The organism is Streptomyces sp. NPDC096205, assembly GCF_044763135.1.
Taxonomy (GTDB): domain Bacteria; phylum Actinomycetota; class Actinomycetes; order Streptomycetales; family Streptomycetaceae; genus Streptomyces.
The window spans coordinates 137,022-158,571 of the sequence record NZ_JBIWFS010000007.1 but is presented as its reverse complement, the minus strand read 5'-3'; the positions used below and the strand labels follow the sequence as shown (position 1 = coordinate 158,571).

Below are 21,550 nucleotides of genomic sequence, written 5' to 3'. Positions count from 1 at the left end.
CGGTCAGAGGGGGTTGCCCTCGTCAGCCCTTCTTCGTCTCCGCGAAGATGACGGCGATCTGCTCGATGAGCTCCAGAGCCTTCTCGCCGGTCTTCGGGTCGGTCGACGCCTTGGCGGCCGAGAGGGCCTTCAGGGTGTCGTTGACCAGCTGGTGCAGCTCCGGGTACTTCTCGAAGTGCGGGGGCTTGAAGTAGTCGCTCCACAGCACCGAGACGTGGTGCTTGGCGAGCTCGGCACGCTGCTCCTTGATGACCGTGGCACGCGCCTGGAAGTGCGGGTCGTCGTTGGCGGCCATCTTCTCCTGCACGGCCTTCACCGACAGCGCCTCGATTTTGGCCTGGGCCGGGTCGTACACGCCGCAGGGCAGGTCGCAGTGCGCGCTGACCTTGACCGTGGGGGCAAACAGGCGGGAAAGCATGGAGCGTTCCTTCCTCGTGATCGTCTTCTCAGGTGGGACATTACTCCCTGAGCCACGGGTTTTCGCGAGTGCCCCCATGGGCTTAGGACAAAAGTCCAGGGTCAGACTGAGACTGGTGGAGGATGAACCGGGGAGGTGCCGGGTGATGCCGGAGCTGTCGCAGGACACCGAGCGCAGGGGCGCGCTGCTGCCCTTCGGGCTGGCCGAGGTGACCGGGCCGTCGATGGTGCCCACGCTGTACCACGGCGACCGGCTCGTCGTGCACTACGGCGCCCGGATCAGGCCCGGTGACGTGGTCGTCCTGCGCCATCCCTTCCAGCAGGACCTGCTGGTCGTCAAGCGGGCCACGGAGCGCCGCGAGGGCGGCTGGTGGGTGCTCGGCGACAACGCCCGCGCGGGCGGGGACAGCACCGACTACGGCGTCGTACCCGAGGAGCTCGTGCTGGCGCGGGCGCGGCTGCGGCTGCGGCCCCGTACGCCCGGTCAGCGCGGGCCGCTCGCCGTACTGGGCTGGGCGCTGTCGGCGGTGCGGCCCGTGCTCGCCGTGCGGTCGGCCTCCTGGCGCTTGCGGGCGCGGTAGGCGGCGACGTTCGCGCGGGTGGCGCAGCGGTCGGAGCAGTAGCGCCGGGAGCGGTTGGTCGAGGTGTCCAGGAAGGCGTTGCGGCACGGCGCCGCCTCGCACAGGCCCAGCCGGTCGACGCCGTACTCGGTGAGGTGGAAGGCCAGGCCCATCGCGGCGATGGCGGCGTAGCCCGCGGTCGCGTTGGAGGGGTGGTCGGCCAGGTGCATGTGCCACAGGGGGCGGCCGTCGTCGTCGCGGTGGTCGTGGCCGGAGATCTGCGGGCTGACCGGGAACTCCAGCAGCAGGGAGTTCAGCAGGTCCACGGCGAGGGTCTCGTCGCCCTGGTCGGCGGCCTCGAAGACCGCCCGCAGCCGGGAGCGGACCGAGCGGAAGCGCGTCACGTCCGCCTCGGTGGCGCGCCGGGCCGCCGACTGGTTGCCGCCGAACAGCTCACGGACGGCCTCGACCGAGGTCAGGCTGTCCGTGCCCCGGGCCGGTTCCTCGCTGTTGACGAGTCGTACGGCGTAATCCGAGTAATAGGCCAGTTCCACTTGTAGTCCTTACGGAGGCGATCTATCGTCGTGGCGTGCGGTCGGTAACAGCTGATCGTGCATCCAGGGTATTACGGGACATGCGTGGACGGAGGGCGTCGATGACGGACACCACCACCGGCTTCACCGCGGCCGGGGCCGACTGGCCGGCCTGGCAGCGCAGCTGGGACCGGCAGCAGGAGTGGTACATGCCCGACCGCGAGGAACGCTTCCGCATCATGCTCGACATGGTGGAAGCCCTCGTCGGTTCCACGCCACGCGTCCTCGACCTCGCCTGCGGCACCGGCACCATCACCGCCCGGCTCCTCGCCCGCCTCCCCGGCGCCACCAGCACCGGCGTCGACCTCGACCCCGCCCTCCTGACCATCGCCGAGGGCACCTTCGCCGGCGACGACCGCGTCACCCTCGTCACCGCCGACCTCAAGGACCCCGACTGGACGGCGAAACTGCCGTACGACTCCTACGACGCGATCCTGACCGCCACCGCCCTGCACTGGTTCCACAGCGAGCCGCTCGCCGCCCTCTACGGCCAGGTCGCCGGGCTCGTCCGCGCCGGCGGTGTCTTCATGAACGCCGACCACATGATCGACGAGACCACCCCGCGGATCAACGCCGCCGAGCGCGCCCTGCGCCACACCCGCATGGACCGCGCCAAGGACGGCGGCGCCCTCGACTGGTCCGAGTGGTGGCAGCTCGCCGCCCAGGACCCCGTCCTCGCCGCGCCCACCGCCCGCCGCTTCGAGATCTACGGCGAACACGCCGACGGCGAGATGCCCTCCGCCGCCTGGCACGCCCGCGTCCTGCGCGACCACGGCTTCGGCGAGGTCCGGCCGGTGTGGTGCTCGCCCTCGGACACACTGCTGCTCGCGCTCAAGTAAGCAGCCCGTACGACGGCACAGAGGCGGTACGACGAATTCGTACCGCCTCTGGTGCGTCCTGACGCGCCCCCCACCGCACTGAAGAGGTGAGACGGTCCGTATCCGGTGGGCCGGGAGAGGGGGAGCGATGACGCGGGGCGATGACGCGGCGCTGCACGCCTTCGTCGACGGCAGACGCACGGCGCTGTTCCGCAGCGCCTATCTGCTGTGCGGCAACCGCGACGAGGCCGAGGACCTCGTACAGACCACGCTGGTCAAGGTCGTCCTCGGCGCGCGCAGACACGGGCGGCTGGACAACCTGGAGGCCTTCGCGCGCAAGACGCTCGTCAACACCTTCATCTCGGCCCGCCGCCGGTTCTGGCGGCGCGAGCAGGCGTACGGCGAACTGCCCGACATCCCCGGGCACAGCGCCGACCGCGACACCGGGCTGATGGTGCGGGCCGCTCTGGCAGGGCTCGCGCCCAAACAGCGGGCGGTGCTGGTGCTGCGCTACTGGGAGGACCTCAGTGTCGCCGCCACCGCCGAGCTGCTCGGGATGCGGGAGAGCACGGTCAAGAGCCACACGGCGAGGGGACTGGCGGCCCTCAGGGCCGCGGTGCGGGAGGAACACGTATGAACGAGACAGAGACAGAGGAAGTGCGCTCGCTGCTCGGACGGGCCGTCGACGGCGTGCCCGCACCGGCCGGGCGCGGCGCCGAGGCCGTCTTCACCCGCGCCGCGCGCCTACGGTGGCGTCGGCGGGCCGCGGTGACCGGAGCGGTCGCGGCCGTGCTGGCCGGGGGAGTCCTGCTCGGGCCGGGCGCGCTGCCCGGGGGCGGGCAGGGGGCGCCGGTCGCCGCCTCGCCCACCGGCGGCGGCCTCGGCACGGGCGCCGACGGTTTCGCGAAGCTGCTGCCCGAGGACGTGGGCGACCTCCGCGAGGTGTCGCTGATGCGCCTGATCAAGCAGGCCCCGGACGCACAGCTGCCCGAGGACGTGGGGCCGTACGACGGTGACTACGCGGTCGAGCGCGACGGCGGGGTCGGATACCTCACCGTACGGGCGTACGGGCCGAAGGAGGCCGAGCTCAAAGGGACGCTCCAGGACCCCTGCGCGCTCGCCGACGAGGACACGGGCATGACCGACTGCACGACCGAGAAGCTGCCCGACGGGGCCCGGCTGTCGCTGTGGCGATGGACGTACGCCGACGACGGAGGGCAGCCGCAGTGGGGGCCCGAGCTCACCGCGAGCCTGCGGCTGAAGGACGGCACCGTGCTGCGCCTGCGGGACACCACCGGCTTCCTCGGCCGGGGCTCCCAGGGCCCGCTGCTGAAGGAGTTCCCGCTGGACCGTGACCAGCTGCGCGAACTCGCCCTGAAGCCGGAGCTGTTGCCGTAAGGACATGCGTGAGGGGCGGTACGGGTCTGCCGTACCGCCCCTCGACGCGTGTGGATCAGAGGACCTTGGACAGGAACGCCTGGGTCCGCTCGTGCTGCGGGTTGGTCAGGACCTCGCGCGGGTTGCCGGCCTCGACGACCACGCCGCCGTCCATGAAGACCAGGCTGTCGCCCACCTCGCGGGCGAAGCCCATCTCGTGGGTGACGACGACCATCGTCATGCCGGACTCGGCCAGGTCGCGCATGACGTCGAGGACGTCACCGACCAGCTCCGGGTCCAGCGCCGAGGTCGGCTCGTCGAACAGCATCAGCTTCGGGTCCATGGCGAGGGCCCGGGCGATGGCCACGCGCTGCTGCTGGCCGCCGGAGAGCATCGAGGGGTAGTTCCCGGCCTTGTCGGCCAGGCCCACGCGCTCCAGGAGCTGCGCGGCGCGCTCCCTGGCCTCGGCCTTGCTCTTCCCCTTGACCTGGATCGGGGCCTCCATGACGTTCTCCAGGGCCGTCATGTGCGGGAAGAGGTTGAACCGCTGGAACACCATGCCGATGTCCCGGCGCTTCAGCGCGACCTCGCTGTCCTTGAGCTCGTAGAGCTTGTCGCCCTTCTGCCGGTAGCCGACCAGCTCGCCGTCGACGTACAGCCGGCCGGCGTTGACCTTCTCCAGGTGGTTGATGCACCGCAGGAAGGTCGACTTGCCGGAACCGGAGGGGCCGATGAGGCAGAACACCTCGCCCTGCCTGACCTCCAGGTCGATGCCCTTGAGGACCTCGATGGGGCCGTAGTTCTTGTGGACGCCCTCGGCCTTGACCATGGGAACGCTGGAGTGCTTCACGGGCTCGTCCGTCTTGCTGAGCTTGTCGGTCATCGGGTCGCCCCCTGCCGGTGCGAGAAGGCGGCCAGGTTCGCCTTGACCTTCTGCCACGGTGTGGGCGGCAGCTGGCGGCTGGATCCGCGGGCGTAGTAGCGCTCGACGTAGAACTGGCCGACGCTCAGCACGGACGTGAGGATCAGGTACCAGGCCGCCGCGAGGAACAGCGCCTCGACCGTGGCACCCGAGCTCGTGCCGATGTCCTGGGCGTACCGCAGGAGCTCGTAGTACTGGACCGCCGCCACGAGCGAGGTGGTCTTCAGCATGTTGATGACTTCGTTGCCCGTCGGCGGCACGATCACGCGCATCGCCTGCGGGATCACGATCCGGCGCAGGGTCTTGCTGTGGCTCATGCCCAGCGCGTGCGCCGCCTCGCTCTGCCCCTCGTCGACGGCGAGCAGACCGGCACGGCAGATCTCCGCCATGTACGCGGCCTCGTTGAGGCCGAGGCCCAGCAGCGCCGTCAGGAACGGGGTCATGAAGTCCGACCACTCGTCCTTGTAGAACGGCCCCAGGTTGACGTACTCGAACACGAAGCCCAGGTTGAACCAGACGAACAGCTGGACCAGGACCGGGGTGCCCCGGAAGAACCAGATGTAGAACCACGCGATGGACGAGGTCACCGGGTTCGTCGACAGCCGCATCACGGCCAGCATGAGGCCGCCGGCGATGCCGATGACCATCGAGAGGAACGTCAGCCAGAGCGTCTCGCGGACACCCTTGAGGATGCGGTCGTTGAAGAAGTAGTCGGGGATCGCGCCCCAGTTGATGTCGCCGTTCGCGAAGGCCCAGATGATCGAGCCGAAGATCGCGAGCGCGATCACCGCGGAGACGTACCGGCCGTAGTGCCGGACCGGGACGGCCTTGATGGCCTCCGGGCCGGCGGACGGGGTGTCCGCCGGGCCGTCCGTCTTGTCGATGTCAGTCACGGGTGTTGCCTTTCAGTGGCCGCGAGCCGAGCGGTCACTTGCCGCCGTTGACGGCGGCTTCCTTGACGGCGCCCTCGGCAGCGCCCCACTTCTCCAGGATCTTCTGGTACTCGCCGTTCTCGATGATCGCGTTCAGCGCGGCCACCAGGGCGTCCCGCAGCTCCGTGTCGTTCTTGGCGACGGCGATGCCGTACGGGGCGGCCTCGACCTGCTCGCCGACCAGTTGGAAGTCCTTGCCGCCGCCGGAGGTCTTCACCGCGTACGCGGCGACCGGGAAGTCGGAGGACCCGGCGTCCGCGCCGCCCGAGCGCAGGCGGGTCTGGGCCTGCTGGTCGTTGTCGAAGGCCTCGATGGAGAGCTTCTTGCCCTTCGGACACTTCTGGGCCTCGGCCTTGGCCAGGTCCTCCGAGACCGTGCCGCGCTGGACGACCAGCTTCTTGCCGCACAGGTCCGACCAGGTCTTGATGCCCTGGTCGTCGCCCTTCTTGGTGTAGATCGACACGCCGGCCGTGAAGTAGTCGACGAAGTCGACGCCCTCACCGACCTTCTTGCCGGTGTCGGCGTCGATGCCCTCCTGACGGTCCTTGGTGTCCGTCATGGCCGACATGGCGATGTCGTAGCGGTTGGAGCGCAGACCGCCCAGCAGGGTGTCGAACGTGCCGTTCTCGAACTCGAACGTCACGCCGAGCTGCTTGCCCATGGCGTCGGCGATGTCCGGGTCGATGCCGACCGTCTTGCCGGAGCTGTCCTTGAACTCGACCGGGGCGTACGCGATGTCCGAACCGACCTTCACGACACCCTTGTCGCGGATCGCCTTGGGGAGCTTGTCGGCGAGCGGGGCCGCCGAGGTGGCGGTGTCCGCGGTGTCGGAGCCGCCGTCCTTGGTCTGGTCACCGCAGCCGGTGAGAAGCAGAGCGCCTGCGACCGCGATCGAGCCGACCGCTGCCAGCCGGGAGCGCGCGGCGGTCGTACGACGGGTGGTGCTTGCGGTCATGGTGGGTTCCTCCGGCGGATGGGTGGAGTTGCCGATGGGTCGACGAGAACACACACCTTCGGGTGTCGCGACCTCGTGTGATTACCGCATCTTGCCATTCGGACTCGGCCATTCAGGGGGGCCGCAATGTCAAAATCGGATAACGGGATGACGGTGAACCCCCTCCGTCCCGTCCTTCCAGGCCGAATCATCTGTCGGCATCCCGTATTTCGGCCGGAAGATCTTCGGTTTGTCTCGGCATGCGGATGGCTGGTCCCCGGTCGCATCGACCGCTTGGGCGGTTGTAGCGGGTTTGTCCAGGCCTTGTCCCGATATCGCGGCATGAGTCGGGGCACCCGCGTGTGACCTTCGCGTTATGGACTCGTCCGGAACGCGGTCCGTCCGGTAAGAAGGTTCTTTACACCCCTCATCCGGGGCCCAGGGCGCGTGTGCGGCGCGCCCGTCGCGTACATGTCCGTATGCATCACTCAGCAAGGGACGTACGCGGTGCCCGCCCACCCCTCACCGGGAGTGGACCAAACCCTCAACCTTGAATACTTAAGGGGTAAAGAGAAGTGGCAGCGGAGATCGTCAATCCTCGCAGCGACAGTGACACCGGTACGGGCAGGGAAGCCGGGGGCGAGCCCCTCGATTCCTTCGATCTCGACCCGGCGTTCGCGCTGCACCGCGGCGGCAAGATGGCAGTGCAAGCCACCGTGCCGGTCCGTGACAAGGACGACCTGTCCCTGGCGTACACGCCCGGCGTCGCGAAAGTGTGCACCGCGATCGCCGAGCAGCCGGAACTCGTCCATGACTACACGTGGAAGTCGTCCGTCGTCGCCGTCGTGACCGACGGCACGGCCGTGCTCGGACTCGGTGACATCGGGCCCGAGGCCTCCCTTCCGGTGATGGAGGGCAAGGCCATCCTCTTCAAGCAGTTCGGCGGTGTGGACGCGGTTCCCATCGCCCTGGCCTGCACCGACGTCGACGAGATCGTCGAGACCGTGGTGCGTCTGGCCCCGTCCTTCGGTGGCGTGAACCTGGAGGACATCTCGGCGCCGCGGTGCTTCGAGATCGAGCGCCGGCTCCAGGAGGAGCTGGACATCCCGATCTTCCACGACGACCAGCACGGCACGGCCGTCGTCACCCTGGCGGCCCTGCGCAACGCCGCGCGGCTGAGCCGGCGCGAGATCGGGCAGCTGCGCGCCGTCATCTCCGGCGCCGGCGCGGCCGGTGTCGCCATCGCGAAGATGCTGGTCGAGGCCGGTATCGGGGACGTGGCGGTGGCCGACCGCAAGGGCGTCGTGTCGGCGGACCGGGACGACCTCACGCCGGTCAAGCGTGAACTGGCCGGGTTCACGAACAAGGCCGGGCTGAGCGGGTCCCTCGAGGACGCCCTCGTCGGCGCGGACGTCTTCATCGGCGTCTCCGGCGGTACGGTGGCGGAGGAGGCTGTCGCCTCCATGGCCGAGGGCGCGTTCGTGTTCGCCATGGCCAACCCGAACCCCGAGGTCCACCCGGAGGTCGCCCACAAGTACGCGGCCGTCGTCGCGACCGGGCGGTCGGACTTCCCGAACCAGATCAACAACGTGCTGGCGTTCCCCGGGATCTTCGCGGGCGCCCTGCAGGTGCGGGCCTCGCGCATCACCGAGGGCATGAAGCTGGCCGCCGCGGAGGCGCTCGCCTCTGTCGTCGGCGACGACCTCGCGCCCGACTACGTCATCCCGTCGCCGTTCGACGAGCGGGTGGCTCCCGCCGTCACCGCGGCGGTCGCTGCGGCGGCTCGGGCGGAGGGTGTGGCTCGGCGGTGATTCGCTGAGTCGGCCGAGTGGCCCCGTCCTTTTCGGGCGGGGTCATTTTTTACTTTGGGGCTGGGTCTTTCGGGTGATTTCTTCGGGTGCGGGTCGTCTGTGGCTGGTCGCGCCCACGCGGCGGAGCCGCATATCGATGCAGCCTCTCGCCCCTGGGAAGTTGCAAGAGGGTGTGTGTCACACGGGCTCGGCGTTCCCCCTTGGGTCTCGGGAACCTAGGGTCGGCTCTATGTTCGCTGTCTACGCCGCCCGAATCGATCGTGAGCAGCCGCTTCGCGGCCTGGAGTTGGGGGAGCGTCCGGCTCCCGAGGCCCGGGCCGGGTGGGCGACCGTCGATGTGAGGGCCGCTTCTCTCAATCACCATGACCTCTGGTCCCTGCGCGGGGTGGGCCTCGCGGAGGACAAGCTGCCGATGATCCTCGGCTGTGACGCCGCCGGTGTCGACGAGGACGGCAACGAGGTCGTCCTGCACTCCGTCATCGGGCAGACCGGCCACGGGGTCGGGCCGAACGAGCCCCGGTCCATCCTCACCGAGCGCTATCAGGGCACCTTCGCCGAGCGGGTGGCCGTGCCGGTCTGGAACATCCTGCCCAAGCCGAAGGAACTGTCCTTCGAGGAGGCCGCCTGCCTGCCGACGGCCTGGCTGACGGCGTACCGGATGCTGTTCACCAATGCCGGGGTACGGCCCGGGGACTCGGTGCTCGTGCAGGGCGCGGGCGGCGGTGTCGCCACTGCCGCCATCGTGCTGGGCAAGGCGGCCGGGCTGCGGGTGTTCGCCACCAGCCGGGACGAGGCCAAGCGGAAGCGGGCGCTGGAGCTGGGCGCCGTGGAGGCGGTGGAGCCGGGGGCGCGGCTGCCGCAGCGCGTCGACGCCGTGATCGAGACGGTGGGTGCCGCCACGTGGTCGCACTCGGTGAAGTCGCTGCGCCCCGGCGGCACGATCGTCATCTCCGGTGCCACCAGCGGGGACCGGCCCTCGCACGCGGAGCTGACCCGGATCTTCTTCCTGGAACTGAAGGTCGTCGGCTCGACCATGGGCACCAAGGACGAGCTGGAGGACCTGCTGGCCTTCTGTGCGGCCACCGGGGTGCGGCCCGTGATCGACGAGGTGCTTCCGCTGGACCGGGCTCGGGAGGGCTTCGAGAAGATGGAGTCCGGTGAGCTGTTCGGGAAGGTCGTTCTGACCAATTCCTGAGCCCTCCGGGGTGTTTGGGGCGGGCGGGTCCTTGGGTGGGCCCGCCCGCCCCTTTTTCGGCCGCTGCTGTCAACGTCGGTTGACGTGGCCCTCGCGTCAACCTATGTTGACAGCATGACCGAAGCAACGGATCTCGCCGAGCGGGCGGGGGACCGCGACCCACGGGTCGGACTGCGGGCCGTCGCCGCGCTGCGGAGGCTGCTGGAGCAGTTGGAAGCGGTACAGGTGCGCAGCGCGCGCCATCAGGGCTGGTCGTGGCAGGAGATCGCCGCGGAACTGGGCGTCAGCAGGCAGGCCGTGCACAAGAAGTACGGGAGGCGATGATGTTCGAGCGGTTCACGAAGGAAGCCCGGGCCGTGGTCGAAGGGGCCGCGGCGCATGCCGAGAAGGCGGGTGCCGAGCAGGTCGACGAGACGCATGTGCTGCTCGCCCTGCTCGACCGGGACGGCAGCCGCGGGTCGTTCGCACTGTCCGCGCTGGGGCTGTCCGATGAGCTCCGGGAGCGGGTCGCGCGCGACCTTGCCGAGGCGCGGCGCAAGGGCGGGCTCTCCCGCGCGGACGAGGAGGCGCTGTCGGGACTGGGCATCGACCTCGCGGCGATCGTGTCGCGGGTCGAAGAGGCCCACGGGCAGGGCGCGCTGGCCCGCGACGGCGGCCGGCGCCTGCGTCGGCGCCCGTTCGGGCGGGGCGCCAAGGACCTGCTCACGCAGACCCTCCGTATCGCCCTCGCCCACAAGGACCGCGCCATCGGCGACGAGCACCTCCTCCTCGCCCTCACCGCCCGCCCCGGTGTCCCCGCCGAGGTGCTGGCCGACCACGGGGTGACGTACGACGGCGTCGTCCGGGTGCTCTATGGCGCCGACGGCGCCGACAGCGCCAACGGGGGTGCGGCGAAGGCCGGCTGAACGGTGACGGGGGGCGGGGGTCGCCCGCGGCGGTCCTCAGGGCTTCGGTGCCGGCCGGCTGGGCGGCGGCGAACCCGGGGGGCGCTCGCCGTCGGTCGTCAGGGCTCGGTGCAGGCCGGCTGTCCGGAGGCGACGGCGAACGGTCCAGGCCGTCCGGGTGGCGGCGACGGGGTGCGGTCCAGGCCGTCCGGGTGGCGGCGACGGGGTGCGGTCCAGGCCGTCTGGACGGTGGCGAACGGGGTCCGGTGCAGGCCTGCCGGGCGGGGGCGAACCGGGAGGCGAGAGCGCTCGCCGTCGGTCGGCACGGCTTCGGTGCAGGTCGGCCGCCCGGTGCAGGTCGGCCGCCCGGGGCCGGCCTGCCCGCGGGTGTCAGGGTTTTGGTGCCCGCAGCAGGGCGCCGATGTGGGCGGCCGCCGTGGAGAGATGGCGGCGGGTGTCGTGGAGTTGCTCCGCGGTGACGCCGTGGTCGCGGGCCGCGTCGCGGATGTCGTCGCGGAAGCGGTCGAGGAGCCGGTCGAGGTCGCGGGCCGGGTCGCCGGTGCCGGGCTCGTGGGCCCAGGCCGGTTCGTAGTCGGCGGGGAAGTCCTCGCGGGTGACGGTGTACTCCGGCTCGGAGGGCGGGCGGTGCGTGCCGTTGCGGCCGAAGGGGAAGTCGCGGCCGAAGTCGCCGAACTCCTTGGCCAGTTCCGTCAGCCCCTCGCGCACGCCCGACGGCCAGTCGCCGCGCGCGAAGTGGTCCTGCACCTGCTCCTGGACCCGGCGGGCGATGCGCTGCACCTCCTCCTGGGCCTGGGCACGGGCCCGGTCCTGGGCCTCCTTGGCCTGGCGGCGGGCGCGCTGGGCCTCCTCGCGGGCGCGGCGGCTCTCGTCCTTCGCGCGCCGGGCCTGCTCCTTCCACTCCTGCCGGACCCGGCGCATCTCCTCCTTGGCGGCGCGCCAGGCCTCCTGCTCGGTGGGCTGCTCCTCGGCGGGGCCCTGCCGCGCCTCGCTCGCCGCGGCCCGCATCTCGCGCCGCAGGTCGCCCGCAGCGCCGCGCACGTCGGCCCGGATCTCGGCGGCCAGTTCGGCGACGGACTCGCGGATCTCCAGCTCCAGGTCGGCCAGCTCCCCGCTGCGGTCGGCCAGTTCGGCCCGGCCCGCGTCGGTGATGGCGTACACCTTGCGGCCGCCCTCGGTGGTGTGGGTGACCAGGCCCTCGCTCTCCAGCTTGGCCAGGCGCGGATAGACGGTGCCCGCCGAGGGGGCGTACAGACCCTGGAAGCGCTCCTCCAACAGACGGATGACCTCGTAGCCGTGGCGCGGGGCCTCGTCCAGCAGCTTCAGCAGGTAGAGCCGCAGACGGCCGTGGGCGAAGACGGGGGGCATGTCAGAGCACCTTCTTGTCGGTCGGGCCGTCAGCCTGGTCGGGGGTGGCCTGTTCGGTCTGGCCGGATACCGCATTGTCTCCCGGGGTGCCCGGTGTCCCGCCTCGCGGTGCCTCGTCCGACGGCTCCCCGCCCTGCGGTGCCTCGTCCGACGGCTCCCCGCCCCGCGGTTCCCCGTCCCGCCGTGCCTCGTCCCGCGGCTCCCCGCCCCACGGCTCCTCGTCCGTCTGCGGGCGGCGCAGGAGGGCGATCGAGCCGGAGACGGTGGTGGCCTTCAGCCGGCCGTTGCCCGCGCCCAGGCGGCCGGTGATCCGCTTGGCGCCCCACTGGCCGCTGACCCGCAGGTCCTCGAAGGCGTTGGAGACGGAGCCGCTGGCGGTGTTGGCCTCCACCCGCGCGTCGGCCGGCTGGGGCAGCCGGATGGCGATCTCGCCGGAGACGCTGGTGAGGTCGATGTCGGTGGGTCGGCTCGCCGGGTCGAGGTCGACGACCATCGAGCCGCTGATCGAGTCGGCCTTCACCGAGGAGCCCGCCTCGACGACCGTCAGATCGCCGGAGACGGAGTTGAAGCGCAGGTCGCCGGTGAGGGCCTGGGCCTCCACGGCCCCGGAGACGGTGTCCGTGCGCACCGGGCCCGCGAGGCCCACCAGGGTGGTGTCGCCGGAGACGCCCTTGACCTCGGCATGGCCGTCGACGCCGGAGACCACGGCGGCGGCGCTGATCACCCCGACCTCGACCCGGGTGGCCGCGGGCACGGCCAGGGAGACGACGGCGCTGCGGCGCCAGCCCTTGCGGTCGAGCCACTTCAGGAAGCCCTTCCAGGGCAGGTCCTCGTACGCCACCGTCAGGACGCCGTCCCGATGGGTCACCAGCAGGGGTGGGCCCTCGACGTCGGTGACCTCCAGGCGGGCGGAACCCTCGTCCGTGCCCACCACGTTCACCGTGCCGTTGACGATGCGGACCTGAAGCTCGCGCACGGGCTCGTCGAAGGTGAGCTTCTGGGGCTCGGCGACGGACCACTCGGACATGTGCAGACCTCCGGCGACTGGATGGCGGATCAACGCGGCATATCGCGTCTCCTTGCATTCACGATATATCGCGGATAGGCAAAGTCAAGACACTCGTTCTGGTGATCAGCCGCCCGTGCGAGGGGATGAATTGTCCTAGCGTGTGACCATGTCGACGGATGAGTCCCGCTTCGGTGCCCGAGGTGTCCGCGCCCCCGGCGCCCTGCTGCTCTGCCGGGCGGATCCCGACTCCGTCGCCCCCGCCGCCCAGCTGCTGCGCGAACCCGTGCTGCTCGCCCCGGCCGGCGACGGCTGGAGCGTGCTCGTGCCCGAGGGGAAGCCCTGGCTGCAGGGCGGCGAACCCGTCGACCGCGTTCTCACCGGCTGGGCCACCGCCCTCGCCGTCGCCGCGCCCTGGCCCGTGCTCGCCCTGTGGTGGGACGCCGACCGCAGCGGCTACACCCTGGCCTCCGGTTTCCGGCGCGGCGTCGGCTACGTCTGGCTCGCCGACGGCACGCCCGCGGGCGAGGACGAGGCCATGCGCACCTTCGCGGCACGGCTCGGGCTCGACCCCGTCCTGGATGTGCAGGCCCTGGACCGGCTGGCGAAGCCGGACCCCGACGCCGACGGGCACACGCGTGTGCAGGGCGTGATCGCCGTTCTCACCCGCGTGGGCGTGTCCCTGCCCGACGGCCTGGCCCCCGGCGAACCCGTGGACCGCCTGCGCGAGGCGGCCCGCAGCCATCCAGAGGTACGGCAGATCGAATGGGCCGGCCTGCGCGAGGCCGTCCGCGCCGAACTCGACGTGGTCGAGCGCGGCCCCCTCGGCCCCCGCCCGCCCTCCGGCGGCACCGAGGCCCGCCTCTTCGCCCTCGCCCAGGTCGCCCTCGCCGTCCCCTTCCTGGTCCACGGCGCCCGTCGCCGCAGCGGCGGCTGGCTCGCGGCCGGCGCGGTCCTGCTCACCCACGGGGCCGTCGGTCTGGCCCAGGCCGTGATGCGCCCCCGCGACTGAGCGGCTCCAGGGCGCCGGGGTTCCAGGGCGCCGGGGCTCCAGGGCGCCAGGGCGGCGGGGCCCCGGGCCTGAGGCCCTGGCCTGCCGCACCTCCGCCTACGCTTGTCGTACCGGAACGTCACCCCCGTACGCAGGAGAGAACACCCCATGTACTTCACCGACCGCGGCATCGAGGAGCTGGAGAAGCGGCGCGGCGAGGAGGAGGTCACCTTCGAGTGGCTCGCCGAGCAGCTGCGGACGTTCGTGGACCTCAACCCGGACTTCGAGGTGCCGGTCGAGCGGCTCGCCACCTGGCTGGCGCGGCTGGACGACGAGGACGACGAGTGACCGTACCCGCCCGCGGACGAGTGCCCGCCTCCGACCGGCGGACTGTCTGAACAACCGCTCCACTTCAGCCAGTTGATCGTTCTCCCTCGCTCCCCGACTTCATCGGGAGTTAGCCTTTCCCTCCCATTGCGGTAGAGCCACAGCAGTACCTGCGAACGGACGGGGGCGCCATGGGTGGAGGAATCCAGCGGATACGGCTCGACGACGGGACCGTCGTCTGGGCGAGGATCGGTACGGACGAAGAAGGAGCGCCCCACGGGGGCGGATACCGGGACACCGGCGCAGGGGACCGGGTCATGGAACTCGCGGGCGGCCTCGCCGGCACCGTCGGCGGAGTCGTGCGCTCCCTGCGCGCCGGTCTCGACACCACGGCACCTGTGGAGGTCGGCGTCAGCTTCGGCATCGAACTGTCGGCGCAGGCCGGCCGGATCGTGAGCGCCATCGCGAGCGGCGGCGGCCAGGCCACGCTGTCGGTGTCCCTGACCTGGACCGAGCCCCCGGGCGACGGCGGCGCGGCCGGCCCGGGCACGGGCGACGGCGCCGCCGCGGGGGCCGCCGACCCGGCCTCCGGCGTCGTATGAGCGCCCTCGAGGAGATGGTGCGCCCCTCGCTCGCACGCATCGTCGCGCCGCGTGACGGGTATGCACCGGACCGTGACGGATATTGGGGCAGTGGATTCTTCGTCGCGCCGGGTTGGTTGCTGACCTGCGCGCATGTGGTGGCGGAGGGGGGAGCGGCTGTGTGGCGAGGGGAGAGCGCTGTGGGCGTCACCTGGCAGGGCGGCCGCACCACCGGTGAGGTGGTCCTCGCCAAGCCCCGGCCCGAGGAGGCCGACGCCGGCCGGCGTCACTGGGACTTCCCGGACGTCGCCCTGGTGCGCGTGCCCGACGCCGTGGACGCGCGGTGCGTGTGGCTGAGCGACCGGGCACCCGTGCTCGGCACCCCGGTGAGCCTGCACGGCTGGTCCCGCCAGACCGGCGAGCTCGGCGTACGGGACGTCACCGGCGAGATCCAGGGCGTCGACGACAGGGCGCTGGTGCTCGGCGGCGGCCGGCTCGTCGACGGCGTCTCCGGCGGGCCGGTCGTCGACCTGCGGCACGGCGCGCTGGTCGGCATGAACAAGGGCCGCAACGAACACGAGGGCGCCGCCGTCGCCGTCACCGCCCTGCGCGAGCTGTTCGACGTCCGCGGCGGCGACCTGCTGCACACCGTCGTCCGCGAGCACGACCTGCACCACCTCCAGCAGTACCTCGACGGCTCGGCCGACGCCGACTGGACCACCGTCCAGAGCGGCCTGCCCGGCTACGCCGCCTCCGGTGTCACCCCCGAGCTGCGGGTCCACCTCTACGGCCACTTCGCGCATCTGCCGCCGCCCGGCCGCAGCGGCGAGGTCATGACCCTGGTGCACAACGTCCGCCGCCGGGTCACCGGCGTCGGCCAGCCCTCGCCGATCCTGCACGAGCCCCGCACCTGGCGCGAGGGCGCGGGCCTGCTGCTCGGCCTGCGCGACCGCCAGGCCCTGCGCAGCAGATCCGAGGCCGAACTCGACGCCGTCCTGCTCTACGCCGCCGAGGTCGCCCGCCACACCGTCGAGACGCACCCCGCCGGCGTCGACCGGGCGCGGCTGCGCGCGTTCGCCGACTGGATCACCGAGCACGCCCGCCGGCACGCCCACTGGGGCGCCCGCGACACCATCGACGGCCTGCTGCGCGGCCTGTTCATCACCACCCGCCCCGCCGAACCCCGGCTGCGCGCCGACGTCCTCGTCCGCGTCGGCGACCGCGTCTACGGCGACCTGTACCCGTGGAGCGTCCAGCTCCTGTACGACGGCCAGGACGTCACCCCGGTCGCGGCCGACGACCGCGGCGTACCGCTCGACGGCCTCTACGACGCGATCCGCGAGCCGCTGCTGCGGGCCCTGCACCAGGGCGACCAGGGCGAACACCTGGCCGCCGTCGAGGTCTTCCTGCCGCGCCGGCTGTTCGACCTGCCCGTCGACGAGTGGCGGCTCGTCCCGGAGGAGAACCCTCCGGCCGAGGAGGACGACCTGGACCTCGACCTCGATGCAGACGCCGACGCCGACTTCGAGTTCGACTTCGACGAGGACTCCGTGCCGCTCGGCCTGCGCCGTACGGTCGTCATCCGGGACCTCAAGCGCAACAACCGCGCCCCGAGCCCCGAGTGGCGCACGCGCTTCGGCGGCGTACGGCGCGGCAGCCTGGGCCACACCCCGCTGCGCGCGGAGGCGCCCGCCGAAGGGCATGCCCCGGGCGTCCGCCGGGAGTCGGCCGTCGCCGCGTACGGCAGGCTGTCCACGCTGACGGACGGGCGTGTCCCCGTGCACTGTGGCCCGGTCACCGGCCGCGAGGGCCGTGAGGCGATGGCGGCCGCGCTCACCGCGGGCCATGCGGTGCTGCTGTGGCGCCGCGACGGACACGACCACGCCGACTGCGCCGCCTTCCATCACCAGGCCGCCCGGGTGCTGGAGCTGGCCGGCCGGGCGGACGGACTGCACGAACCGGTGCGCGAGCTGCGCATCAGCCTGGCCGATCCCGAGACCGCCCGCGCGCAAGGTCTCAAAGGCAAGATCGCCGTGCTTTTCGATCCCCCGGACCGGCCCCCGCACGGGGAGGACACCATGCAGCCGCCGCCGCTGGTCGGCCCCGACAACTGAATGTCCGTCAACCCCACTGTCCTGTACGGACTTTCGGTGGATCGGAAATGAGACCCGAGGCGTCCGGGAACTCGGCAGGCCCGGCCGCCTGACGGTAACGTCGTACGTCGAACGGCCGGACCCACAGCACGATCACCACAGCCGGGAGGAGACCGAGGTGAACGACTGGCGGATCTACCGCGGCGTGGGTCAGCCGCACGACGGTGTGCGGCAGTTACCCGAGCCGCCCCCGTGGCGCGACTTCGCGGCCGGCCGCAGCGACCCGGAGGCGGGCCCGGAGGACCCCAGCAGCGCCCGCCGCCTCGGCGTACGCCGCCGGATGGTCGAGAACTACGCGCCCCGCCCCGCCGAGGTCGACGCCGTCAACGCGGCGCTCTATCTGCGCCGCCCCCTGCTCGTCACCGGCAACCCCGGCACCGGCAAGTCCACCCTCGCCTACGCCGTCGCCCACGAACTCGGCCTCGGCCGCGTGCTGCGCTGGCCCATCGTCAGCCGTACGACCCTCCAGGACGGCCTCTACCGCTACGACGCCATCGGCCGGCTCCAGGACGTCCAGCTGGAGCGCGCCCAGGGCGCCGAGGCCGGCGCGGCGGCCGCGTCGGCCACATCGGGCATCGGCTCGTACATCCGGCTCGGCCCGCTCGGCACCGCGCTGCTGCCCTCCGAAGTGCCGCGGGTGCTGCTCATCGACGAGCTCGACAAGAGCGACCTCGATCTGCCCAACGACCTGCTGAACACCCTGGAGGAGGGCGAGTTCGCGATCCCCGAGCTGGAGCGGATCGCCGACCGCGAGCCGGTCGTGGAGGTGCTCACCCACGACGGCCGGCGCGTCGAGGTGCACGGCGGGCGGGTCGCCTGCACGGCCTTCCCGGTGATCGTCCTGACCTCCAACGGCGAACGCGACTTCCCCGCCCCGCTGCTGCGGCGCTGCGTCCAGCTCGAACTGGAGCCGCCCGGCGAGGAGCAGCTCACCGCCATGGTCGCCGCCCACCTCGGCGACGACAGCGTCAGCACCGGCCGCGATCTGATCGACCGCTTCCTCGACCGCGAACCCGGCGAGGTCGTCGCCGCCGACCAGTTGCTGAACGCGCTCTTCCTCACCCAGCACGCCCCCCACGCGGAACGCGTCACGCGCGAGCGGATCGCGGACCTGCTCATGCAGCCACTCGACCGTTCGAGGTGATGACCGGATGCCGGGGATGCATCTGGACGAGCTGATCCGCAGGCTCCGCCAGGGCGGCCTCGACCTCACCGCCGAAGAGGTCGCGGACGCGGTCTGGCTGGCCCGGCGGATCGGCTCGCGCCCGCCCCGCGACGCCCCCGCGGACCCGGCGCCCGGCGGGGGCGCCGTGCTGCCGCCGGACACCCGCCGGGACTCCCCGCCCGACGACGCGGCCGACGACGGTGCCGACTCCGGCGACCCGGGTGAGGCGCCGCGGCCCGCGCCCGACCGTTCCTCCGACGTCGTACCCCTGTACCGGTCGGGCGGCGGAGCCCCGCGCTCGCGCGACGCGGTGAACACCGAAAACACCGAGGACACCGCGCCGTCCTTCCCGGTACGGGTGCCCGCGGCCAGCGCGCTGCCCGGGCTGCTCGGCCTGGAGAAGGCGCTGCGTGCCCTCGGCCGCTACCGCGTCACCGCCGACACCGCGCAGGACGGTGGCATCGACGAGGAGGCCACCGCCGAACGCGCCGCCGCCAGCGGCATCCTGCTGCCCGTCCCGCGCACCGGCCGCCGCCGGCGCTGCGACATCCAGCTGCTGATGGACACCGGGCCCGCCATGGCCGTCTGGGGCCAGATGGTCGAGGAACTGCGCCAGGCCTGCCAGCAGTCCGGCGCCTTCGACTCCGTACGCGTCCACCATCTGTACGCCGACGGCGGCGGCACCCCGCTCGTCGGGACGACCGCCGGACCCGGCCGGCACACCCGGCTGCGCTCCGCCGAGGAACTGCACGACCCCACCGGACGCCGCCTCACCGTGGTGATCAGCGACTGCGTCGGCCCGCTGTGGCAGAACGGCAGCGCCCAGCGGCTGCTGCACGCCTGGCCCCGCACCTCCCCGATCGCCGTCGTCCAGCCCCTGCCGCCGCGCCTGTGGGGGCGTACGGCGCTGCCCGCCGAACCCGGCACGCTCGTACGCCCCGGTGAACTGGGCGGCCGCATCGACTTCGAGCCCGACGAGGAGCCCTGGGACGAGCCCGCGCCCGACGCCCGGCCCGTGCCCGTCCTGCAGCCCACCCCGGAGGCCTTCGAGGCCTGGGCGCGGCTGCTGTCCGGCACCGGCCCCACCAGCGAGCGCGCCTGGGCCGCCTGGACCGCCCCGCGGCCCGCCGGACCGGCCGCCGTGCCCACGGGCCGCGCCCGCACCGACGAGGAGCTGCTGCGCGCCTTCCGGGCCGGTGCCTCACCCGGCGCCGTCCGCCTCGCCGTCTACCTCGCGGCCGCGCCGCTCACCCTGCCGGTCATGCAGCTCGTGCAGCGGGCCATGCTGCCCGACACCGGCCCCATGGAACTGGCCGAGGTGCTCCTCGGCGGCCTGCTGCGGCAACTGCCCGGCACCGGCGACCAGCCCTGCTTCGCCTACCCCGGCCGCCTCCAGGACCTGCTGCTCGGCTCCCTCGACCAGGACACCGCCGTCCTCGTCCTCAAGCACTGCTCCGCCTACGTCGAACGCCACTTCGGCAAGGGCACCCGCAACTTCGCCGCCCTGGCCGCGGCCCGCCTCGCCGACCACGCCGCCCCGGACCCCGACCCCGCCGAGGCCCTCGCGGAGGCGGCTGAGCCGGACGCCCACGGCGACGCCCGGGCCGAGCTGTTCGCCCGCATCCCCGCGCGCGTGCTGCGCCACTACCTGCCCGACCTGGTCGCCGCCCAGCCGGTCGCCGCCGCCCGCAGGCTGCTCGGCCAGTACCGCAGCCTCGCCGACCCCGCGGTGCTGCACCGGGCCAGGGAGGAGGCCGAGGCGGCGGTACGGGCCGTCGACACCCGGCCCGGCGACAGCGCCCAGGCCGGCGAGACCGCCCAGCCCCTGGGCGTGCAGGCCCGCCTCGTCCTCGGCCAGATCCTGCGCGCCGAGGCCGGCACCGCCGCCGCCCGCACCGGTGACCGCCGTACGGAGCTGCTGCGCGAGGCGGTGACGGAGCTCGCCGCCGCGCACGGCGGGGCCTCGCCCGACAGCGTCGAACAGGCCGAGGCGGCCCTCGAACTGGCCGCCGCCCGGCACGAGTTGTGGCGGCTGACCGGACAGCGCGAGCTGCTCACCGCCGCGCTCGCCGTACTGGCTCCCGACACCGCGCCCTGGCCCGAGGCCGCCCGCCGCGCCGCCCCGCCGGACCAGGCCGACCCCTGGCCCGCGGCCCACCGCTCCCGCCTGCTGCACCGCGGCCGCCTGCTGCTCGCCCTGCGCCGGCCCGGCGCGGCCGCGCCCGAACTGCGCGAGGCCTGCGCCCTGCTGGACGCCGAGGGCGCCTCCGCGTCCGTCCGCAGCCGGGCCCTGCTCGACCTCGTCGCGGCCCTGCGCGGCGCCGGGGCCGACGACACCGGCATCCGCGACGCCCTCGACCGCGCCGAGGAGGCCGCGGGCCGCGACCCCGAGCTGCTGCTGCCGGTGCTCGCCGCCCGCGCCGCGTTCCACGACGCGGCCGGCGAGGCACGCGCCGCGGACCAGGCGTACGAGACCGCCGCCATGCTCGCCCCCGCCGACAGCGCCCGCCGCTGCGAACTCCTCACCGCCTGGGGCGAGTCCCTGCTGCGGCGGGCCTCCGCCGAGGACGGCGCCGTTGTCGTCGACCGCGCCGAGAACGTCCTGCGCGAGGCCCTGAAGGCACTGCCCGCCCGCTCCGGCCAACGCGGCCGCCTCCAGGGCCTGGTCGGCAGCGCGCTCGCCCAGCGCTTCCGGCATCTGGGCTTCCTGCCGGACCTGTTCGAGAGCCGCCACCTGCTCGGGCAGGCCGTCCGCGCCGCCGCCGACGCCGGCGTACGCGCCGAAGCCTGGCTGCAACTGGGCCGCGTCCGCCTGGAGGGCTGGTACCGGGCCGGCGCCCCCGTCCTGGTCGACGCCCTCCAGGCCTACGAGAACGCCGAACGCGAGGCCCGCGCCGCCCACGGCGCCGACCCCGGCTCGATGACCGCGGCCCGGGCCCGGCACGCCTGCGGAGCGGTCCTCGCGCTCATGGGCCGCCCCGGCGCCGCGCGAGAGGCCTACCGGGCGGCCCGGGAGCAGTGGCAGCGGCTGGTGGGGGCGCTGCGTGAGGTGGACTGGGGGGATGTGGAGCTGACCCGCGCGGCCGAGCGGGTGCTGGACGCGAGCGCCCCCGCCCCCGCCGGGCTCACCGAGCCGGACTGGAACGAGGCCGCACCGCCCTGGTGGCCCTGGGCGCGGGAATGGTCCACCAGCGCCTCGACTGACCGGAGTTGATCCACACAGGGTTTCCGTGCTGGGCCCGTCGGGAAGAACTGGGCAGCCAATGCAGCCGTGCGGGGCGGTGGCGGGCAGGGAGGAGCCGAGGGTGCCGGAGCAGAGGGAGAGGGCGGCAAGCCCTGGCGCGCGCACCGTACGGACCGCGCCCCTGCCCGACCTCACCTACGTCGACCTGCGGGCATTGCGTGCCATGGACGATCCCGGGCTCATCGCGGCGGTGGACCGGGTGCTGAGCCGGGCCCGCGAACCGCACATGATCTGGTACGCCAACCCCGACCCGG

At 72.8% G+C, this 21,550-nt stretch carries 21 protein-coding genes; 14 read left to right on the top strand and 7 right to left on the bottom strand.

Annotated elements, in window-relative coordinates; translation table 11 throughout:
- Positions 1-22 precede the first annotated feature (22 nt).
- Complete coding sequence (sodN, locus tag ACIQ6Y_RS25550) at positions 23-418, bottom strand: superoxide dismutase, Ni (RefSeq protein ID WP_404042301.1); 396 nt, start codon at positions 416-418, stop codon at positions 23-25.
- A gap of 145 nt (positions 419-563) precedes the next feature.
- Between sodN and sodX the strand changes: the two genes are divergently transcribed.
- A complete protein-coding gene (sodX, locus tag ACIQ6Y_RS25545; RefSeq protein WP_404042300.1) occupies positions 564-998 on the top strand; it encodes a nickel-type superoxide dismutase maturation protease in 435 nt (144 codons plus the stop codon).
- Here the strand turns inward: sodX and ACIQ6Y_RS25540 are convergent.
- Positions 902-1,531, bottom strand: coding sequence for a CGNR zinc finger domain-containing protein (locus ACIQ6Y_RS25540; protein ID WP_404042299.1), 630 nt, complete (start codon positions 1,529-1,531; stop codon positions 902-904). The genes sodX and ACIQ6Y_RS25540 overlap by 97 nt on opposite strands.
- Positions 1,532-1,632: 101 nt before the next feature.
- Between ACIQ6Y_RS25540 and ACIQ6Y_RS25535 the strand changes: the two genes are divergently transcribed.
- The 3 genes from ACIQ6Y_RS25535 to ACIQ6Y_RS25525 all read left to right on the top strand — a co-directional run bounded on the left by ACIQ6Y_RS25535 (position 1,633) and on the right by ACIQ6Y_RS25525 (position 3,786).
- A complete protein-coding gene (locus ACIQ6Y_RS25535) occupies positions 1,633-2,409 on the top strand; it encodes a class I SAM-dependent methyltransferase (RefSeq protein ID WP_404042298.1) in 777 nt (258 codons plus the stop codon).
- A gap of 127 nt (positions 2,410-2,536) precedes the next feature.
- A complete protein-coding gene (locus tag ACIQ6Y_RS25530; RefSeq protein WP_404042297.1) occupies positions 2,537-3,025 on the top strand; it encodes a SigE family RNA polymerase sigma factor in 489 nt (162 codons plus the stop codon).
- Positions 3,022-3,786, top strand: a complete 765-nt coding sequence (locus tag ACIQ6Y_RS25525; RefSeq protein ID WP_404042296.1) for a hypothetical protein — start codon at positions 3,022-3,024, stop codon at positions 3,784-3,786. Before ACIQ6Y_RS25530 ends, ACIQ6Y_RS25525 begins: the two co-directional genes overlap by 4 nt.
- 55 nt (positions 3,787-3,841) lie before the next feature.
- Here ACIQ6Y_RS25525 and ACIQ6Y_RS25520 read toward each other — a convergent pair whose 3' ends face one another.
- The 3 genes from ACIQ6Y_RS25520 to ACIQ6Y_RS25510 are packed head-to-tail and all read right to left on the bottom strand — an operon-like array spanning position 3,842 to position 6,574.
- Entirely contained in the window at positions 3,842-4,648 is an 807-nt protein-coding gene (locus ACIQ6Y_RS25520; protein WP_404042295.1) for an amino acid ABC transporter ATP-binding protein, read from the bottom strand.
- Positions 4,645-5,580, bottom strand: a complete 936-nt coding sequence (locus ACIQ6Y_RS25515; protein WP_404042294.1) for an amino acid ABC transporter permease — start codon at positions 5,578-5,580, stop codon at positions 4,645-4,647. Before ACIQ6Y_RS25515 ends, ACIQ6Y_RS25520 begins: the two co-directional genes overlap by 4 nt.
- A 34-nt stretch (positions 5,581-5,614) precedes the next feature.
- Entirely contained in the window at positions 5,615-6,574 is a 960-nt protein-coding gene (locus tag ACIQ6Y_RS25510) for an ABC transporter substrate-binding protein (RefSeq protein WP_404042293.1), read from the bottom strand.
- 554 nt (positions 6,575-7,128) lie between these two features.
- Here ACIQ6Y_RS25510 and ACIQ6Y_RS25505 point away from each other — a divergent pair.
- The 4 genes from ACIQ6Y_RS25505 (at position 7,129) to ACIQ6Y_RS25490 (ending at position 10,464) form a co-directional block, all read left to right on the top strand.
- On the top strand, positions 7,129-8,364 hold the full coding sequence (locus tag ACIQ6Y_RS25505) for an NADP-dependent malic enzyme (protein WP_404042292.1): 1,236 nt from the start codon (positions 7,129-7,131) through the stop codon (positions 8,362-8,364).
- 229 nt (positions 8,365-8,593) lie between these two features.
- The gene (locus tag ACIQ6Y_RS25500) at positions 8,594-9,559 is read left to right on the top strand and encodes a zinc-binding dehydrogenase (protein ID WP_404042291.1); all 966 of its coding nucleotides are present in this window, start codon (positions 8,594-8,596) and stop codon (positions 9,557-9,559) included.
- A 114-nt stretch (positions 9,560-9,673) separates the two neighbouring features.
- Positions 9,674-9,883: a helix-turn-helix domain-containing protein gene (locus ACIQ6Y_RS25495; protein WP_351836644.1), complete on the top strand. Its 210-nt coding sequence runs from the start codon at positions 9,674-9,676 to the stop codon at positions 9,881-9,883.
- The gene (locus ACIQ6Y_RS25490) at positions 9,883-10,464 is read left to right on the top strand and encodes a Clp protease N-terminal domain-containing protein (protein WP_404042634.1); all 582 of its coding nucleotides are present in this window, start codon (positions 9,883-9,885) and stop codon (positions 10,462-10,464) included. The genes ACIQ6Y_RS25495 and ACIQ6Y_RS25490 overlap by 1 nt, the downstream gene beginning before the upstream one ends.
- A 369-nt stretch (positions 10,465-10,833) precedes the next feature.
- Here the strand turns inward: ACIQ6Y_RS25490 and ACIQ6Y_RS25485 are convergent, their stop codons facing one another.
- Both ACIQ6Y_RS25485 and ACIQ6Y_RS25480 read right to left on the bottom strand, forming a co-directional pair.
- Positions 10,834-11,829, bottom strand: a complete 996-nt coding sequence (locus ACIQ6Y_RS25485; protein ID WP_404042290.1) for a helix-turn-helix transcriptional regulator — start codon at positions 11,827-11,829, stop codon at positions 10,834-10,836.
- A 1-nt stretch (position 11,830) separates the two neighbouring features.
- Positions 11,831-12,856 (bottom strand): DUF4097 family beta strand repeat-containing protein, encoded by a 1,026-nt coding sequence (locus ACIQ6Y_RS25480; RefSeq protein ID WP_404042289.1) that lies wholly within the window; start codon positions 12,854-12,856, stop codon positions 11,831-11,833.
- Between the two features lie 148 nt (positions 12,857-13,004).
- Here ACIQ6Y_RS25480 and ACIQ6Y_RS25475 point away from each other — a divergent pair, with 148 nt between their 5' ends.
- From ACIQ6Y_RS25475 to ACIQ6Y_RS25450, 6 genes are all read left to right on the top strand, one after another.
- On the top strand, positions 13,005-13,847 hold the full coding sequence (locus ACIQ6Y_RS25475; RefSeq protein WP_404042288.1) for a hypothetical protein: 843 nt from the start codon (positions 13,005-13,007) through the stop codon (positions 13,845-13,847).
- Positions 13,848-13,994: 147 nt separating this feature from the next.
- A complete protein-coding gene (locus ACIQ6Y_RS25470; protein ID WP_003992906.1) occupies positions 13,995-14,174 on the top strand; it encodes a DUF6104 family protein in 180 nt (59 codons plus the stop codon).
- Between the two features lie 170 nt (positions 14,175-14,344).
- A complete protein-coding gene (locus tag ACIQ6Y_RS25465) occupies positions 14,345-14,755 on the top strand; it encodes a CU044_2847 family protein (RefSeq protein WP_404042287.1) in 411 nt (136 codons plus the stop codon).
- On the top strand, positions 14,752-16,848 hold the full coding sequence (locus ACIQ6Y_RS25460) for a trypsin-like peptidase domain-containing protein (protein WP_404042286.1): 2,097 nt from the start codon (positions 14,752-14,754) through the stop codon (positions 16,846-16,848). The genes ACIQ6Y_RS25465 and ACIQ6Y_RS25460 overlap by 4 nt, the downstream gene beginning before the upstream one ends.
- 157 nt (positions 16,849-17,005) lie before the next feature.
- The gene (locus ACIQ6Y_RS25455) at positions 17,006-18,031 is read left to right on the top strand and encodes an AAA family ATPase (protein WP_404042285.1); all 1,026 of its coding nucleotides are present in this window, start codon (positions 17,006-17,008) and stop codon (positions 18,029-18,031) included.
- 7 nt (positions 18,032-18,038) lie between these two features.
- Complete coding sequence (locus ACIQ6Y_RS25450; RefSeq protein ID WP_404042284.1) at positions 18,039-21,266, top strand: SAV_2336 N-terminal domain-related protein; 3,228 nt, start codon at positions 18,039-18,041, stop codon at positions 21,264-21,266.
- The last annotated feature ends 284 nt before the right edge of the window (positions 21,267-21,550 follow it).